This is a genomic window from Nocardioides pollutisoli (genome assembly GCF_040045055.1).
GTDB lineage: Bacteria > Actinomycetota > Actinomycetes > Propionibacteriales > Nocardioidaceae > Nocardioides > Nocardioides tweenelious.
The window spans coordinates 134,514-151,013 of the sequence record NZ_JBDZDU010000002.1; the positions used below are offsets into that span (position 1 = coordinate 134,514).

Annotated in this window: 18 protein-coding genes; 13 read left to right on the forward strand and 5 right to left on the reverse strand. The window is 72.0% G+C overall.

Going from position 1 to position 16,500, the window contains the following annotated elements:
- Positions 1–57: 57 nt before the first annotated feature.
- The 3 genes from ABLE68_RS18695 to ABLE68_RS18705 are packed head-to-tail and all read left to right on the forward strand — an operon-like array spanning position 58 to position 3,462.
- The gene (locus ABLE68_RS18695; protein ID WP_348873436.1) at positions 58–975 is read left to right on the forward strand and encodes an ABC transporter ATP-binding protein; all 918 of its coding nucleotides are present in this window, start codon (positions 58–60) and stop codon (positions 973–975) included.
- Positions 972–2,543 carry an ABC transporter permease gene (locus ABLE68_RS18700; protein ID WP_348873437.1) on the forward strand — a complete coding sequence of 524 codons (1,572 nt, stop codon included), beginning with the start codon at positions 972–974 and terminating at the stop codon, positions 2,541–2,543. The genes ABLE68_RS18695 and ABLE68_RS18700 overlap by 4 nt, the downstream gene beginning before the upstream one ends.
- A gap of 10 nt (positions 2,544–2,553) precedes the next feature.
- Positions 2,554–3,462, forward strand: coding sequence for a phosphotransferase (locus ABLE68_RS18705; protein WP_348873438.1), 909 nt, complete (start codon positions 2,554–2,556; stop codon positions 3,460–3,462).
- On the opposite strand, the gene ypfJ is transcribed toward ABLE68_RS18705, so the two are convergent.
- Entirely contained in the window at positions 3,459–4,382 is a 924-nt protein-coding gene (gene ypfJ, locus ABLE68_RS18710) for a KPN_02809 family neutral zinc metallopeptidase (protein ID WP_348873439.1), read from the reverse strand. The genes ABLE68_RS18705 and ypfJ overlap by 4 nt on opposite strands.
- A 57-nt stretch (positions 4,383–4,439) precedes the next feature.
- On the opposite strand from ypfJ, the gene abc-f reads away from it, so the two are divergent.
- The 5 genes from abc-f to ABLE68_RS18735 are packed head-to-tail and all read left to right on the forward strand — an operon-like array spanning position 4,440 to position 10,208.
- Positions 4,440–6,038, forward strand: a complete 1,599-nt coding sequence (gene abc-f, locus ABLE68_RS18715) for a ribosomal protection-like ABC-F family protein (RefSeq protein WP_348873440.1) — start codon at positions 4,440–4,442, stop codon at positions 6,036–6,038.
- A 44-nt stretch (positions 6,039–6,082) separates the two neighbouring features.
- The gene (locus ABLE68_RS18720) at positions 6,083–6,739 is read left to right on the forward strand and encodes a maleylpyruvate isomerase N-terminal domain-containing protein (protein WP_348873441.1); all 657 of its coding nucleotides are present in this window, start codon (positions 6,083–6,085) and stop codon (positions 6,737–6,739) included.
- Between the two features lie 21 nt (positions 6,740–6,760).
- On the forward strand, positions 6,761–7,546 hold the full coding sequence (locus tag ABLE68_RS18725; RefSeq protein ID WP_348873442.1) for an enoyl-CoA hydratase/isomerase family protein: 786 nt from the start codon (positions 6,761–6,763) through the stop codon (positions 7,544–7,546).
- A 13-nt stretch (positions 7,547–7,559) separates the two neighbouring features.
- Entirely contained in the window at positions 7,560–9,443 is a 1,884-nt protein-coding gene (locus ABLE68_RS18730) for an ABC transporter ATP-binding protein (protein WP_348873443.1), read from the forward strand.
- Positions 9,444–9,452: 9 nt separating this feature from the next.
- Complete coding sequence (locus ABLE68_RS18735; RefSeq protein ID WP_348873444.1) at positions 9,453–10,208, forward strand: SDR family oxidoreductase; 756 nt, start codon at positions 9,453–9,455, stop codon at positions 10,206–10,208.
- On the opposite strand, the gene ABLE68_RS18740 is transcribed toward ABLE68_RS18735, so the two are convergent.
- Complete coding sequence (locus ABLE68_RS18740; RefSeq protein ID WP_348873445.1) at positions 10,094–11,068, reverse strand: SURF1 family cytochrome oxidase biogenesis protein; 975 nt, start codon at positions 11,066–11,068, stop codon at positions 10,094–10,096. The genes ABLE68_RS18735 and ABLE68_RS18740 overlap by 115 nt on opposite strands.
- 66 nt (positions 11,069–11,134) lie before the next feature.
- Here ABLE68_RS18740 and moaA point away from each other — a divergent pair, with 66 nt between their 5' ends.
- Entirely contained in the window at positions 11,135–12,136 is a 1,002-nt protein-coding gene (gene moaA / locus ABLE68_RS18745) for a GTP 3',8-cyclase MoaA (protein WP_348873446.1), read from the forward strand.
- Here moaA and ABLE68_RS18750 read toward each other — a convergent pair.
- A complete protein-coding gene (locus ABLE68_RS18750; protein WP_348873447.1) occupies positions 12,133–12,333 on the reverse strand; it encodes an acetone carboxylase in 201 nt (66 codons plus the stop codon). The two genes, moaA and ABLE68_RS18750, sit on opposite strands and share 4 nt — an antisense overlap.
- Positions 12,334–12,457: 124 nt before the next feature.
- Positions 12,458–12,811 (reverse strand): DUF3099 domain-containing protein, encoded by a 354-nt coding sequence (locus tag ABLE68_RS18755; protein WP_348873448.1) that lies wholly within the window; start codon positions 12,809–12,811, stop codon positions 12,458–12,460.
- A gap of 68 nt (positions 12,812–12,879) precedes the next feature.
- Here ABLE68_RS18755 and ABLE68_RS18760 point away from each other — a divergent pair, with 68 nt between their 5' ends.
- From ABLE68_RS18760 to ABLE68_RS18775, 4 genes are read left to right on the forward strand one after another with little or no spacing between them, the layout of a single operon-like run.
- A complete protein-coding gene (locus ABLE68_RS18760) occupies positions 12,880–13,092 on the forward strand; it encodes a dodecin (protein WP_348873449.1) in 213 nt (70 codons plus the stop codon).
- 45 nt (positions 13,093–13,137) lie between these two features.
- Positions 13,138–13,857: a 3-oxoacyl-ACP reductase FabG gene (gene fabG / locus ABLE68_RS18765; RefSeq protein WP_348873450.1), complete on the forward strand. Its 720-nt coding sequence runs from the start codon at positions 13,138–13,140 to the stop codon at positions 13,855–13,857.
- 1 nt (position 13,858) lies between these two features.
- Complete coding sequence (gene fabI / locus ABLE68_RS18770) at positions 13,859–14,632, forward strand: enoyl-ACP reductase FabI (protein WP_348873451.1); 774 nt, start codon at positions 13,859–13,861, stop codon at positions 14,630–14,632.
- 1 nt (position 14,633) lies between these two features.
- Positions 14,634–15,137: a SixA phosphatase family protein gene (locus ABLE68_RS18775; protein WP_348873452.1), complete on the forward strand. Its 504-nt coding sequence runs from the start codon at positions 14,634–14,636 to the stop codon at positions 15,135–15,137.
- A gap of 101 nt (positions 15,138–15,238) precedes the next feature.
- Here the strand turns inward: ABLE68_RS18775 and serB are convergent, their stop codons facing one another.
- Positions 15,239–16,465 (reverse strand): phosphoserine phosphatase SerB, encoded by a 1,227-nt coding sequence (serB, locus tag ABLE68_RS18780; protein WP_348873453.1) that lies wholly within the window; start codon positions 16,463–16,465, stop codon positions 15,239–15,241.
- Positions 16,466–16,500 lie beyond the last annotated feature (35 nt).

A 16,500-nucleotide genomic window follows, 5' to 3' on the forward strand; every position in this document is an offset into this window, starting at 1 on the left:
GGCGTCCGTGGAGGAGACGTACCCATCCCGGCAAGAAGTTGCCCTAGATTTCGAGACGTGACCGATGAGCGCGTCATCGACATCCGCGGCCTGGTGAAGAGCTTCGGTAGCCTCCGCGCGCTCGACGGCCTCGACCTCGTCGTCGCACGCGGGGAGGTGCACGGCTTCCTCGGGCCCAACGGCGCGGGCAAGTCCACCACGATCCGGGTCCTGCTGGGGCTCCTGCGCAAGGACGCCGGCGAGGTCCGGCTCCTCGGCGGCGACCCGTGGCGCCAGGCCGCCGATCTGCACCGCCGGTTGGCCTACGTCCCGGGCGACGTCAACCTGTGGCCGAACCTCACCGGCGGCGAGGTGATCGACCTGCTCGGCCGGCTCCGCGGCGGCATCGACGAGCGGCGGCGCACGGACCTGCTGGAGCGGTTCGACCTCGACCCGACCAAGAAGGGCCGCAGCTACTCGAAGGGCAACCGGCAGAAGGTCGCCCTCGTGGCGGCGCTCGCCTCCGACGTCGACCTCCTGCTCCTCGACGAGCCGACCTCCGGACTCGACCCTCTGATGGAGGCGGTCTTTCGGGACTGCATCGACGAGTTCCGGTCGGAGGGGCACTCGGTGCTGCTCTCCAGCCACATCCTGGCGGAGGTCGAGCGGCTCTGCGACCGCGTGAGCATCGTCCGCGCGGGCCGCTGCGTCGAGTCGGGGACGCTCGCCGAGCTGCGGCACCTGACCCGGACGTCCATCACCGCTGACCTCGCCTCGGTGCCGGCCGGTCTGGCCGACCTCCCGGGCGTCCACGACGTCGACATCGACAACCACCGCGTGCACCTCGAGGTCGACACCACGCAGCTCGACGCCGTGCTCGACCTGCTGCAGACCGGCGGGGTGCGGTCCCTCGAGAGCCAGCCGCCGACGCTGGAGGACCTCTTCCTGCGCCACTACGGCGATCGCATCGACGGTCCGGAGGACGGCGGGCCATGACCGGGACCCTGGTCCTCCTGCGGGCGTTCCTGCGTCGTGATCGCTGGATGTACCTGTGGTGGCCCGTCGGGATCGCCGTGCTCTACGTCAGCCAGGGCTGGAGCGTCGACGGCCTTTACACGACCCAGGCGGAGTTCGACCGGGCCGCTGCCGGCATGGAGAGCAACGCGGCCCTGATCGCGATGGCCGGGCCGGCCCGGGCGCTCAACACCACCGGCGGACAGGTGACGTGGCAGTCGGCCGCCTTCGGCGCGATCCTGGTCGGTCTGATGAGCATGTTCATCGTGGGCCGGCACACCCGCGCCGAGGAGGAGTCGGGCCGCGACGAGCTCCTCCGGGCGGCCCCGGTGGGGCGCCACGCCGCGACGTCGGCCGCGGTCCTCGACGCCGCGCTCGCGAACGTCGTGGTCGGCGTCCTCACCGGCGCGGCGCTGATCGCCTACGGCCTCGCGGTGGCCGACTCCGTCGGGCTGGCGGTCGGGCTGACGCTGTGCGGCTGGTTCTTCACCGGCACCGCCCTGGTCGCCGCCCAGCTGACCACCAGCACCCGCGCGGCCTACGGGCTCGCGGGCACCGTGATCGGGCTGTCCTACGCCCTGCGCGCGATCGGTGACGTCAGTGCTCAGGCGTTGAGCTGGATGACGCCGATCGGCTGGTATCAGTCGATGCACGCCTTCTCGGGCCTCCGGTGGTGGCCGGGGCTCCTGCTGCTGGCAGGTGCCGGGGCAGGTACGGCGTTGGGGTACGCCGTCTTCGACCGCCGCGACTACGGGTCGGGGGTGCTGCCCGCCCGGCCGGGCCCGGCCCGAGCGAGCCGCAGCCTCGGCACGGGGTTCGGCCTCGCGTGGCGTCTCCAGCGCGCCGCGCTCGCCGGGTGGGCAGTGGGCCTCCTGCTCGGCGGCCTCGGCTTCGGGACGATGGGTGACGACGTCGGCGACCTCGTGGGCGACTCCGAGACCTCGAAGGACCTGATGCTCCAGGGCGCCGGCGACCTCGTCGACGGGTTCTACGCGACCCTGATCCTGATGCTGGCCCTGCTCGCCGCGGGCTTCGCGATCTCGTCGGCGCTGCGCCCCCACGGGGAGGAGGATGGTGGGCGGCTCGAGGTGCTCGTCGCGACCGCGCTCCCGCGCTCGACCTGGCTGATCGGTCACATCGTGGTCACCGTCGCCGGGACACTGCTGGTGCTCGCGCTCGCGGGTGCCGGCCTCGGCACGAGCTATGCACTCGTCACCGGGGACGGCGGGGCGGTGGTGCGCATGACGCTCCAGGTGCTGGCGGCCGCACCCGCCGTGCTCGTCCTGAGCGGGTTCGCGCGCCTCCTGCACGGCGCGCTGCCCCGGGCCACCCTGGTGGCCTGGCTCGCGCTGCTGCTGTGCTGCGTGGTCCTGCTCTTCGGCGAGCTGCTGCAGCTGCCGCAGTGGTTCCAGGACCTGTCGCCCTTCGAGCACCTGCCGCTGGTGCCGGTCGAGGACTTCCGGTGGGCGCCGTTCCTGGCGCTGAGCGCCGCCGCCGCCGCGCTGAGTGTCGCGGGCCAGATCGCCTTCCGACGGCGCGACCTGCACTAACGTGCGAATCATGTGGGAGCCCGAACCCGACTGGCACGCGCTGCCGGGCGGCGGTGGAGCATCGACGGTCGGCGTCTGGCGGACCGTGCTCGGTGAGCAGCCCGTGGTCGTGAAGCGTCTGGCCGCACCCGTCGACGGCGACCCGGCCGACCTCAGCAACCCACGCCACTTCGCCTACTGGCGCCGCGCGGCCGACGTCGTCACCGCGGGGACGGTGCTCGACACCACCGGCCTGCGCGCACCGCGGCTGGGAGCGGTCGAGGAGGACGACGAGGGGATCACGCTCTACGAGGAGTGGGTCGAGGACTCCTCCAACAGCGGGCTCTTCGCGGCCCACAGCCTGGGCCGGTTCGCAGGCACGCACCTGGTCGCCGCGCCGTGGTTGGCGCGCAACCACCTGCGAGACCGGATGGCGCGCGTGGAGAGGCACGGCGGCTGGAAGACCTTGGCGCGTACGACGGTCGCCGACGTGGCCGACCACCTGTGGCAGCGGCGGGAGGAGTTCCTCGCGGCCGCGGACGCCCTGGTCCAGGTGCCGGTGCACGGCGACGCCGTACCCCCCAACCTGCCGGGGCGCGACGGCGACGACCTGATCGCGATCGACTGGGCGATGCTCGGCACCGGTCCGGTGGGGGCCGACCTCGGTTACTACGCCCTCGCGGCCCGCGAGGAGCTCGAACCGCTGCTCGACGCTTACCTGATGGGCATGCCCGACGGGCTGGCCACGCGCGAGGAGGCCACCCTCGGTGCTCGCGTGACCGCGGTCTACACGGTCCTCAACCGTGCCGAGTGGGCGCTGGCCAGGGTCGCGGGCGGTGAGGGAGCGCTCGCCGGGAAGTACCGGCACCCGTCCGTGGCGCCGCACCTGCGGGCGCTGCAGCGTCAGTTCCCGCACCTCGAGGCGCTGGTCGACGGCTAGAGGGCTCCCGCCGCGAAGGTGTCGCACGCCTCGAGCGTGCCCTCGCGGTAGCCGGTCGTGAACCACTGCACCCGCTGCTGCGCGGACCCGTGGGTCCACGAGTCGGGGTCGACCTCGCCGCCGGAGTCCTGCTGGATCCGGTCGTCGCCGACGGCGGTCGCGGCGGCGATCGCCTGCTGGACGTCCTCCTGGGTGAGGTCGGAGATCAGCACGTTGCCGTCGGCGTCCTCGGTGGTCGTCGCCGACTTCGCCCACATGCCGGCGTAGCAGTCGGCCTGCAGCTCGAGCCGCACCGAGTCGCTCTTCGGACCTTGCTGGGTCTTCACCTGGCCCATGGTGCCGAGGAGGTTCTGGATGTGGTGGCCGTACTCGTGCGCGAGGACGTACGGCTCGACGAAGGCCCCGCTCGGGCCGTTGAGCTGACCTTCGAGGACGTCGTCGAAGAAGGTGGTGTCCAGGTAGATCGTCTGGTCGGTGGGGCAGTAGAACGGGCCGACGTCCGCGGTCGCGCCGCCGCAGCCGGTGCCGATCCCGTCGGTGAACGTCTCGACCTTCTTCTCGGGCTCGAAGGCGACGTCGGACTGGGCGGGCAGGGTGTCGGACCAGTAGTCGACGAGCGAGTTCTCGACCGCGACCCGGGCGCAGTCGGACGAGGAGTTGGCGTCCTCGCCGGTCTTGCAGTCCTTGTAGCGACCGGTGTCGGACATCCGGCTGGTGTCGTACGACGACCCCGAGCCGCCGCCCAGCCACATGCTGACCAGGACCACGATGACCACGAGGACCAGGCCGCCGACGCCGCCGCCGGCGAGGCCGCCGGGGATCGGGAGCGACCCGCCGCCGCCTCCGCCTCTGCCCGCGCCTGAGCGACCTGCGTCACCCATGCGTCGGGTGTCCAGGCGCGCCTTGGGGTTGAACCGCATGTGGCCTCCTCGCCGATGTCAGCGGGAACGGTACCCACACCTAGACTTTGGACTCTCATGATCACTGCCAACAAGCTCGAGGTCCGCGCCGGAGCACGCCTGCTCATGGAGGACGTCAGCTTCCGGGTGGCGGCCGGCGACAAGGTCGGTCTGGTCGGGCGCAACGGCGCCGGCAAGACGACGCTCACCAAGATCCTCGCGGGCGACGCACTGCCCGCGTCGGGCTCGGTGCAGACGACCGGTGAGGTCGGCTACCTCCCGCAGGACCCGCGCATCGGCGACCCCGAGGTCCTGGCTCGCGACCGGATCCTCTCGGCGCGCGGCCTCGACGACGTCGTACGCCGGCTGCGCAAGGCCGAGACCGACATGGGCAGCGACGACCCCGCCGTACGCGAGAAGGCGATGCGGCAGTACGAGCGGGCCGACTCCGAGCTGCACGCGGGCGGCGGGTACGCCGCGGAGTCCGAGGCGGCGACCATCGCGTCGAGCCTGGGCATCGAGGAGCGGATCCTCTCCCAGCAGCTCAAGACGCTCTCCGGCGGTCAGCGCCGCCGGGTCGAGCTCGCCCGCATCCTCTTCTCCGGCGCGGAGACGTTGCTCCTCGACGAGCCCACCAACCACCTGGACGCCGACTCCGTCGTCTGGCTACGTGGGTTCCTGAAGGCCCACAAGGGCGGGCTGATCGTGATCAGCCACGACAACGCGCTGCTCGAGGAGACGGTCAACAAGGTCCTGCACCTCGACGCGAACCGCGGCGAGATCGACGTCTACAACATGGGCTGGAAGGCCTACCTGACGCAGCGCGAGACCGACGAGAAGCGCCGCAAGCGGGAGCGGGCCAACGCCGAGACGAAGGCCAAGACGCTCACCGACCAGGCCAACCGGATGCGCGCCAAGGCGAGCAAGGCCACGGCTGCGCAGTCGATGCTCAAGCGCGCCGAGAAGATGATGGCCGGCCTCGAGGGGGAGCGCGCCGCCGACAAGGTCGCGCGGATCAAGTTCCCCGCCCCGGCGCCGTGCGGCAAGACGCCGCTCACCGCGACCGAGCTCTCGAAGTCCTACGGGTCGCTGGAGGTCTTCACCGACGTCGACCTGGCGATCGACAAGGGCTCGCGGGTCGTCATCCTCGGCCTCAACGGCGCCGGCAAGACCACGATGCTGCGCATCCTGGCCGGCGTCGACCAGTCCGACACCGGTGAGGTCGTCCCCGGGCACGGGCTGAAGGTCGGCTACTACGCCCAGGAGCACGAGACCCTCGACGTCAACCGCACCGTGCTCGAGAACATGCAGAGCGCCGCGCCCCAGCTCACCGACACCGAGGCGCGCTCCGTGCTCGGCTCGTTCCTCTTCTCCGGCGAGGACGCCCACAAGCCGGCCAAGGTGCTCTCCGGTGGCGAGAAGACCCGGCTCGCCCTGGCGTCGCTGGTGGTCTCGAGCGCCAACGTGCTGCTGCTCGACGAGCCCACCAACAACCTCGACCCGGCCTCCCGCGAGGAGGTGCTGGCCGCGATCCGCACCTACGAGGGCGCGATCGTCCTGGTCACCCACGACGAGGGCGCGGTCTTCGCGCTCGAGCCCGACCGGGTCCTGCTGCTGCCCGATGGCGACGAGGACCTCTGGAACGACGACTACGCCGACCTGGTGTCCCTGGCCTGACCGTCACGGGCCGCGTGTCCCCGGCAGCGCCTAGGGTCGCGCCCATGGACCTCACCATCGACCTGGAGACCGCCCCCACCGCCGCCCGCGACTCGGTGACGGCGTTCGTGGACGCCGTCGACGGCTTCGACGAGCTCGCGCTGCTCGGTGCCTCGCGCTGCCACGGCTGGACCCGCCTCGACGTCGTCGTCCACGTCATCGCGGGCTGGCAGGAGATGCTCGGCGGCTTCGTGTCGCCCGTCGAGCAGGAGCCGACGGTCGACGCCGCGTCGTACTGGCCGGTCTTCGCCGAGGAGGAGACCGGTGACCCGCTCGTGACGCTGATGGCGCAGCGACGACGGTCGGCGTCCTACTCCCGGCCCAGCTCCGCCTGCTCCCAGCTCCGCGACGTCGCCGAGGCGGTCCTCCGCGGCACTGCCGGGCTCGCCGAGGGCCACTACCTCTGGCAGGGGCAGGTGTTCACCGCGGGCGACTTCCTGGCGATCTGGGCCGTCGAGGACGTCATCCACCACCTCGACCTGCTGGCCGGGCAACCCGCGCCCGGCTCGGCGCTCGACCTGGCGGGCGACACCGTCGCGGCCCTCGCCGGACCCCTCCCGGCCGACTGGACGGCGGAGGACGCCGTGCTGATCGGCACCGGACGGCGACCGGTCCCCGACGGCGCAGGACCACTGGCCGCCCGGCTGCCGGCGCTCGGCTGAGCCACGGCTAGATTGCGCACCATGGACCCGAAGACGCTCGAGGACGCCGGCCTGCAGTACGACGTGGCCGGTCCGATCGCCACGATCACGCTCAACCGGCCGCAGGTGCGCAACGCGCAGACGCCGACGATGTGGCACGCGCTCGCCGCCATCGGCGCCGAGATCCCGGACGACGTCCGGGTCGTGGTGGTGAGGGGCGCCGGCGCGGCGTTCTCCGCGGGTCTCGACCGCTCGATGCTCGACCCGGCCGGCACCGGTCCCGACTCCGTGGCGTCCCTCATGACGCGCTCCGACGAGGAGGTGTCGTCGGCGATCGACGGCTTCCAGCGCGGCTTCACCTGGCTGCGCGACCCGAGCTTCGTGTCGATCGCGGCCGTGCACGGCTACGCCATCGGCGCCGGCTTCCAGCTCGCGCTCTCGTGCGACCTGCGGGTCGTGGCCGAAGACGCCCAGTTCTGCATGAAGGAGTCCGCCCTCGGCCTGGTGCCCGACCTGACGGGAACAAAGCCCCTCGTCGAGAGCGTTGGCTACGCCAGGGCACTGGAGATCTGCGCGACCGCACGGATGGTCGGGGCTGCGGAGGCCGTCGACATCGGGCTGGCGCTGGCCGCCGTACCCGTCGACGACCTCGAGGCCACGGTCGCGGACCTCGCCGGAGCCCTGATCGCGCCGATGGCCGGCGCGGTGCGCGAGACCACGGCACTGCTCCAGGGTGCTGCCGACCGCAGCCTCGACGAGCAGCGTCGCCTCGAGCGTGAGGCCCAGCTGCGGCGGTTCCGCGAGCTGGTCGCGCTGATGGGCGGATAGGAAGGCGGCAGCGATGTCGATGGGGATGGGTTTCGGCCCGGCGATGCGCGCGATGCGCAGCGATCGGAGCGCCGCCAACCAGAAGCTCGCCCCGGGCACGGTCCGGAGGGTGGTCAGCTACGCCCTGCCGCACCGGTCGCTGATCACGCTCTTCCTCGGGTTCACGGTCATCGACGCCGGGTTGGTCGTCGTGTCGCCCCTGCTGGTCAAGCGGATCGTCGACGACGGCATCGTGAAGGGCGACAGTGCGCTCGTGACCGGACTGGCGCTCGCCATGGTCGTCGTCGCACTCTTCGACGCCCTGCTCAGCGTCGTGACCGGCTACCTGTCCTCGCGCATCGGTGAGGGGCTGATCTTCGACCTCCGCACCCAGGTCTTCGGCCACGTGCAGCGCCAGTCGCTCGCCTTCTTCACCCGCACCCAGACCGGGGCCCTGGTCTCGCGGCTCAACAACGACGTCATCGGCGCCCAGCGCGCGTTCACCTCCACGCTCTCGGGCACGGTCTCCAACGCGATCTCCGTGGTCGTGGTCGGGATCGCCATGCTCGCGCTGAGCTGGGAGGTCACGGTGCTGTGCCTGCTGCTCTTCCCGATCCTGATCGTCGCCTCGCGCTGGGTGGGCAGCCGGCTGGCCGGGCTCACCCGCGACCAGATGAACGGCAACGCCGACATGGGCAACGCCATGACCGAGCGCTTCAACGTCGGCGGGGTGATGCTGCTGAAGCTCTTCGGTCGCCGCGACGAGGAGGACGCGATGTTCGCCTCGAAGGCCGGCGTGGTCCGCGATCTCGGGATCCAGATCTCCCTCATCCAGCGGGTCTTCCTCGCCGCGATGCTCGCGGTCCCCGCCGTCGCGACCGCGGTCGTCTACGGCGTGGGCGGCCGCCTCGCCATCGACGGCACGCTGACGGTCGGCACGCTCGTCGCCCTGGCCACCCTGCTCGTCCGGCTCCTGGGCCCGCTCCAGGGTCTCTCCAACGTGCGCATCGACGTGATGACCGCGCTCGTCAGCTTCGAGCGCGTCTTCGAGGTCCTCGACCTGCCGTCCCTGATTCAGGAGCGGCCCGACGCCGTCGCGCTGCCGCCGTCGGCGTCCCGGCTGGAGTTCGACCACGTCGCGTTCGGCTACCCGCGCGCGGACGAGATCTCGCTGGCGTCGCTCGAGTCGGTGGCGCGGGTCGAGTCGCGCGACTCCGGTCCGGTGCTCGGTGACATCACGTTCACGGCCGAGCCCGGTCAGATGGTCGCCCTGGTCGGCCCCTCGGGCGCCGGCAAGACGACGATCACCCACCTGGTCGCGCGGCTGTACGACGTCGGCGGGGGAGCCGTCCGGGTCGGCGGCCACGACGTGCGCGACGTGACGCTGCAGTCGCTCGAGGACGTCGTCGGCTACGTCACCCAGGACGCCCACATGTTCCACGACACGATCCGGGCCAACCTCCTCTACGCCCGGCCGCACGCCGACGACCCGGAGATCTGGGCGGCGCTGGAGGCCGCGCAGATCGCCCCGCTGGTCCGGGCCCTGCCCGACGGCCTCGACACCGTCGTCGGCGACCGCGGCTACCGGCTCTCCGGCGGCGAGCGCCAGCGGCTCGCGATCGCGCGGCTCCTGCTCAAGGCTCCGGCCATCGTGGTGCTCGACGAGGCCACCGCCCACCTCGACAGCGAGTCCGAGGCCGCCGTCCAACGCGCGCTCGACGCCGCACTCGACGGGCGGACCTCGCTGGTGATCGCGCACCGGCTCTCGACGGTCCGCAACGCCGACCAGATCCTGGTCGTCGACGGCGGCGAGATCGTCCAGCGCGGCACCCACGCGTCGTTGCTCGCCGACGGGGGCCTCTACGCCGACCTCTACCGCACCCAGTTCGTCGAGGACCTGCCCCCGACGCCGGTCTAGGTTGGCCGCATGGACCTCGAGCTGACCGACCGCGTCTTCATCGTCACCGGAGGGGCACGCGGGCTCGGCCGCGCGACCGCCGACTGCCTGGTCGCCGAGGGTGCCCGGGTGGTGCTCTCGGGCCGGAGCGAGGACACGCTCGCCGACGCGGCCCGGGCGCTGGGCGACGCGGCCGTGCCAGTGGTCGCCGACAACGCCGAGCCGTCCGCACCCGCGCGGCTGATCGCCGCCGCGACCGAGCGCTGGGGCCGGCTCGACGGGGCACTGATCAGCGTCGGCGGCCCGCCGAAGGGTCCGGTCTCCGCGATCACCGACGAGCAGTGGATGACGGCGTTCGGGTCGGTCTTCCTCGGTGCCGTCCGGTTGGCCCGCGAGGTCGGCCAGGTGCTGCCGCACGGCGGGTCGATCGCGTTCGTGCTCTCGTCCAGCGTCCGCGCCCCGCTCGCTGACATGGCGATCTCCAACGGTCTCCGGCCCGGTCTGGCCATGGTCGCCAAGACCCTCGCCGACGAGCTGGGGCCGGCCGGAGTCCGCGTCAACGCGCTGCTGCCGGGCCGGGTCGGCACCGACCGGGTCGCCGAGCTCGACGCCGCCACCGGCGACGCCGATGCTGCGCGTGCGTCGGCGGTGAGGTCGATCCCGCTCGGCCGCTACGGCGAGCCGGAGGAGTTCGGCCGGGTCGCGGCCTTCTTGCTGTCGCCCGCCTCGTCCTTCGTCTCCGGGTCGATGCTCCCGGTCGACGGCGGGATGCTCCGCGCCCTCTGAGCCCGCGCCTCCCGCTCGGCGGCGTACGCCTTCTGGTACGCCGCGCGCACCTTCTGCTTCTTGGCGTTCTTGGCTGCCCGCTTCTGCTTGCGCTCGGCCAGGACCGTCTCGGTGCGCGAGGTCTCCTCGCCGCGGCGGCTGGTGCGCCACTCGTCCCAGGCGAGGTAGCCGAAGCCGAAGACGGCGAGCACGCCGAAGAACCACCACTGCAGGCCGTAGAAGAAGTGCGGACCGTTGTCGAGCTCGGGCATCTCGACGGGCAGGAGGCCGTCGGCCGGCTGTCCGTCCTCGGACTCGAGCTCCACGAACCCGCCGTAGACCGGCCGGTCGAGGGCCGTCCCGATCTCCTCGCTGGAGATCGCCCGGGTCGACTGGTCGCTCACCTTGGTGCTGTCGCCGGTGGCGTCGGTGCGGACCCAGCCGGTGACGGTGACCTCGCCGGCTGGAGGGGCGGGCACGTCGTCGGGGGAGGCGCCCTCGTTGTCGGCCGCCATCCAGCCCCGGTCCACGAGCAGCGAGGTGCCGTCGGCGGTGACCAGCGGGACGACCGCGTCGATGCCCGAGGCGCCGTCGCGGGTGCGGTAACGGACGATGACGGTGTCGCCCGTGTCGTAGGTGCCGGTCGCGGTGACCTGGCGCCACTCCTCGGTGTCGTCGACCGGTCGGCCCGGGGTGAGCACCTCGGCCACGGGTGCCGGGTCGCGTGCCTCGTTGGTGCGGACGATCGCGTTGTCGGCCTTGCGGGCCGCCAGCCGGTGGAACTGCCACTCGCCGAGCCACCACGCGGCGTACGCCAGCAGGACGACGACGAGCGCGAAGAGCACCCACCGTCGGCTCAGCAGGAAACGCAACGACCGCACCCGTCGAGGTTATCCGGCGCGTGGGCGCCTGCGGCGAGCGGTGTCAGGTGCCCTCCCTAGACTGTGGTGGTGACGACACAGGGGCTGGTGGACCGGTACGGCCGGGTGGCGAGCGACCTGCGGGTCTCGCTGACCGACCGGTGCAACCTGCGCTGCTCCTACTGCATGCCCGCCGAGGGCCTCGACTGGCTGCCGGACGAGTCGGTGCTCACCGACGACGAGGTGGTCCGGCTGGTGCGGATCGGCGCGGAGCTGCTCGGCATCCGCGAGGTGCGCTTCACCGGCGGCGAACCCCTGGTGCGCCGCGGACTGGTCGACATCGTGCGCCGTACGCATGAGGCGGCCCCGTCGCTCGACCTCTCGATGACGACCAACGCCCTGGGTCTGGCCCGCAACGCCACGGCGCTCGCCGAGGCGGGGCTCGACCGGGTCAACGTCAGCCTCGACAGCATCCGGCGCGACACCTTCCGCGCGATCACCCGGCGCGACCGGCTCGACGACGTGCTCGCCGGGCTCGCGGCGGCTCGCGACGCCGGGCTGGGACCGGTCAAGATCAACGCCGTCCTGATGCGCGGCCACAACGACGACCAGGCGCCCGAGCTGCTGCGCTGGGCGATCGCGGAGGGCTACGAGCTGCGGTTCATCGAGCAGATGCCGCTCGACGCCCAGCACGGCTGGAGCCGCGACGGCATGGTGACCGCCGACGAGATCTTCACGTGGCTCGAGGCCGAGTTCGAGCTCACGCCGGCCATCGAGCCGCGCGGCAGCGCTCCGGCCGAGCTCTTCCAGGTCGACGGCGGCCCGGCCACGGTCGGCGTGATCGCATCGGTCACCCGGCCCTTCTGCGGTGACTGCGACCGGGTGCGGCTCACCGCCGACGGCCAGATCCGCAACTGCCTCTTCGCCCGTGAGGAGTCGGATCTCCGCGGTGCACTGCGTGCTGGCGCCACTGACGAGGAGATCGCCGACCGCTGGGTGACCGCCATGCTGGGCAAGCGGGCCGGGCACGGCATCGACGACCCGACGTTCCTGCAGCCGGACCGGCCGATGTCCGCCATCGGCGGTTAGTGCCCTACGACGTCCTTGAGGAAGCCTCGGGCGCCGAGGAAGTCCGACAGCGACGTCTTGTGGTCGTCGCAGGCCAGCCAGATCTTGCGGCGGTCGGGCGTGTGCAGCTTCGGGTTGTTCCAGAGGAGCTCCCAGGTGGCCGAGGCCTGGCAGCCCTTCGCCGAGCACACGTCGAGGTCGGCTTGGGCTTCGGTCACGAGAGTCTCCTGAACACGTGAAAGTGGTGCCAGACAGCCACGGGGGAAGCTGTCCGGCACCACGGCGACCCGGGACGGGGGAGACCCGGCTCGCGCGGCGATTCTGTCATTCCGGTGACCGAAGTCAAGGACGCGCGCCACCGGCTCCCGGCGTGTCTGGAGCAGTGCGTTCGGGGGTCCCGAGCTCGCGCGCGGCGTACTGGCCGGTAGGGAGATCGAAGCCGTCGTCCTTGGTGAAAGCGGCGTTCGCCATCACGACCGCGATGTAGGGGAGGATCAGCGCGCCGGCGATCAGGATCGGCCACAGCCACCCGACGCCGGACAGCGCCGCGATGATCGCGCCGACGAAGCACAGCGACCGGAGCGTCATCGAGAAGAGGTAGCGCTTCTGCCGGGCCGCGATGTCGGCGTGGCGGCTCGACGCGGCGGTGGTGATGCGGACCGCCTCGTCCTGCTCACGTCGCAGGTCCCTGGCCATGACGCCCACTGTACGTCGCTAGTGTCGGTGTCCCACGCCCGCATCTGCGCCCGTAACCGGAGGCCACCATGACCAACCGCACCTACCGCGTCACCGAGATCGTCGGCACCTCGCCGGACGGCATCGACGCGGCCATCCGCAACGGCGTCGAGCGCGCCGGCAAGACCCTGCGCCACCTCGACTGGTTCGAGGTCACCCAGGTGCGCGGGCAGGTCAAGGACGGCGTCGTCGAGCACTTCCAGGTCGGCATCAAGGTCGGCTTCCGGCTCGAGGACGACTGAGGCTGGGTTCTGTGTACCCACGGGTAGTCGCTAGCGTCTCGTGACGTGAGCGAACCAGTGGAGCCCAGGTCGGTCCTCGTGACCGGCGGCAACCGCGGCATCGGCCGCGCGATCGCCGAGGCGTTCGTGGCGAACGGCGACAAGGTCGCCGTCACCACCCGCAGCGGCGGAGCGCCCGACGGGACCCTCGACGTCCGGTGCGACATCACCGACGCCGGGCAGGTCGAGGCGGCGTTCGCGCAGATCGAGGAGGCCCACGGGCCGGTCGAGGTGCTGGTCGCCAACGCCGGCATCACCGCCGACACGCTGCTGCTGCGGATGTCCGACGACGACTGGTCCTCGGTCATCGACACCAACCTGACCGGCTCCTTCCGGCTCGCCAAGCGCGCCTCGAAGGGGATGCTGCGCCTGCGCCGCGGCCGGATCGTCTTCATCTCATCGGTCGTCGGCCTGCTCGGCTCGGCCGGGCAGGTCAACTACGCGGCGTCGAAGTCCGGCCTCGTCGGCATGGCGCGCTCGATCGCCCGCGAGCTCGGCTCCCGGTCGATCACGGCGAACGTCGTCGCGCCGGGCTTCATCGAGACCGACATGACCGGCGTGCTCACCGACGAGCAGAAGGCGGCCATCAAGGCACAGGTCCCGCTGGGCCGCTACGGCGCAGTGGAGGACATCGCGGAGACCGTGCTGTGGCTGACCGGCCCCGGCGCGTCGTACGTCACCGGGGCAGTGATCCCGGTCGACGGTGGACTGGGAATGGGGCACTGACATGGGCGGCATCCTCGAGGGCAAGCGGATCCTGGTCGCGGGCGTGACGATGGACAGCTCCATCGGCTTCGCGGCCGCGAAGGTGGCGCAGGAGCAGGGCGCGACCGTGCTGATCTCCAACTTCGGGCGGGCCCTGGGCATCACCCGGCGGATCGCCAAGCGGCTCCCCGTCGAGCCGCCCGTGCTCGAGCTCGACGTGACCGACGACGACCACCTCGCCGGCCTGGAGGCCCAGGTGCGCGAGCACGTCGACGGGCTCGACGGCGTGGTCCACTCGATCGCGTTCGGCAACCCGGAGACGCTGCTCGGCGGCCAGTTCCTGACCGGGCCGTGGCCCGACGTGGCCCAGGCCGTGCAGGTCTCGGCCTACTCGCTGAAGTCGCTGGCCGAGGCGGCCCGCCCGCTGATGGGCCCCGGCGGTTCCATCGTGGGTCTGACCTTCGACGCGACCGTCGCCTGGCCGGCGTACGACTGGATGGGCGTGGCCAAGGCCGCTCTCGAGTCCACCTCGCGCTATCTGGCGCGCGACCTCGGTGCGCACGGCATCCGGTGCAACCTGGTGTCCGCCGGTCCGCTGAAGACGCTGGCCGCGAAGGCGATCCCCGGCTTCGAGGACCTCGAGTCGATGTGGAGCGACCGCGCGCCGCTGGGCTGGGACAACACCGACCAGGAGCCGACGGCCAAGGCCGTCTGCGCGTTGCTGTCGGACCTCTTCCCGGCGACCACGGGCGAGATCATCCACGTGGACGGCGGTCTGCACGCGATGGGTGCGTGACGTGCGCCGACTGGTCGTGATGCGGCACGCGAAGGCCGAGCAGGACGGGCCGACCGACTTCGACCGGCCGCTGGCCGCTCGTGGCCACCGGGACGCCGAGGAGGCCGGCCGGTGGCTCGCCGGGATCGGTCCGGCGCCCGACCACGCGCTGGTGTCGGCCGCGCTGCGCACCCGCGAGACCTGGGCGTACGTCGAAGCCGGCGCCGACTGGGACCTCGACCCCGAGCTCGACCGCGGCCTCTACGCCGCCGGGCCGGACACCGCGCTCGACCTGATCCGGCTCACGGGCGACGACGTCACGTCGCTGGTCGTGGTCGGTCACAACCCGACGATGGGCTCGCTCGCGCAGCTGCTCGACGACGGGGACGCGTCGCCGGAGCACGCGGAGGGCCTCGTCTCGGGCTTCCCGACCAGCGCGGTCGCGGTGTTCGACCACGACGGTTCCTGGGCCGACCTCGGCTGGGGCTCGGCCAGCCTCGTCGACTTCCACGTCGGGCGCGGCTGAGCCTCGGTCTCGATACGTCGGTCGCGAGCTCGTTGCTCGCTCGCGCGACTGCTCGTCCTGGCTGCTGGGTCCCTGCCGTCGCAGGCTCCGGCAGGGGCAGCTCAGACGGGCGGGCTCGGGGTGACGAACCCCGCCTCGCGGTCGGCCGCCTCGATCTCCTCGCGGGAGATGCCGAGGAGGTACATGATCGCGTCGAGGTAGGGCACGTTGACGGCTGTGTCGGCGGCGTCCTGCACCAGGGGCTTGGCGTTGTAGGCGATGCCGAGCCCTGCGGCGTTGAGCATGTCGAGGTCGTTGGCGCCGTCGCCGATCGCGATGGTCGCCTCCTCGAGGACGCCGATCTCCGCGGCGAACTCGCGCAGCGCGGCCGCCTTGCCCGCGCGGTCGACGACCGGCCCGACGATGCGTCCGGTGAGGACGCCGTCCACGATCTCGAGCTCGTTGGCGCGGGAGAAGTGGATGCCGAGGTCGTCCGCGAGCCGGTCGGTGATCTGGCTGAAGCCGCCCGACACCAGCGCGAACCGGTAGCCGAGCCGGCGGAGCGTCCGGACCAGGGTGCGGGCGCCGGGGGCGAGCACGATCGCGTCGTACACCTCGTCGAGGGCCGTGGCGGGCACCCCCTCGAGGAGGGCGACCCGCGAGCGGAGCGAGGCCTCGAAGTCGAGCTCGCCGCGCATCGCGGCCTCGGTGACGGCGGCGACCTCGGGCTCGCACCCGGCGTGGGCGGCGAGCATCTCGATCACCTCGCCCTGGATGAGGGTCGAGTCCACGTCCATCACGATCAGTCGGGTGCCGCGGCGGAGCAGGTTGGCGGCCTGGACGGCGATGTCGACGCCATGGGTGGCGGCCTCGATCGCCAGCACGGTACGCAGCTGGTCGGTGTCGACCCCGGAGACGTGCAGGTCGATGGCGGTCACGGGATAGCGCGCCATCCGCTCGATCCGGTCGATGTTGCCGCCCGCGTCGGCGATCCGCCCGGCGACCGCGGCCATCGCGCTCGCGCGCAGCGGGGTGCCGATGATCGTCACGTGGGAGCGACCCTCGCCCCGGGACTTGTTGTCGCCGACGCCGTGGTCGACGTCGACGCTCATCCCGAGGTCGGACGCGGTCTGCTCCACGGCCGTCTTGACCCGCGCGACGTTGCGGGGAGCGGTCACGAGCACGCCGAGGATCAGCCGTCCGCGGAGCACGATCTGCTCGATGTCGAGGACGTGGATGCCGGCACCGGCGAGGGCCGCGAACACCGAGGACGTCACGCCCGGTCGGTCCTTGCCGGTCAGCGTGATGAGGAGGGTCTCCGGCTTCACACCGGCGCGTGGGTCAGTCATCTCAGTGCCTGAGGCTATCGGTGCCCGGGCAGATG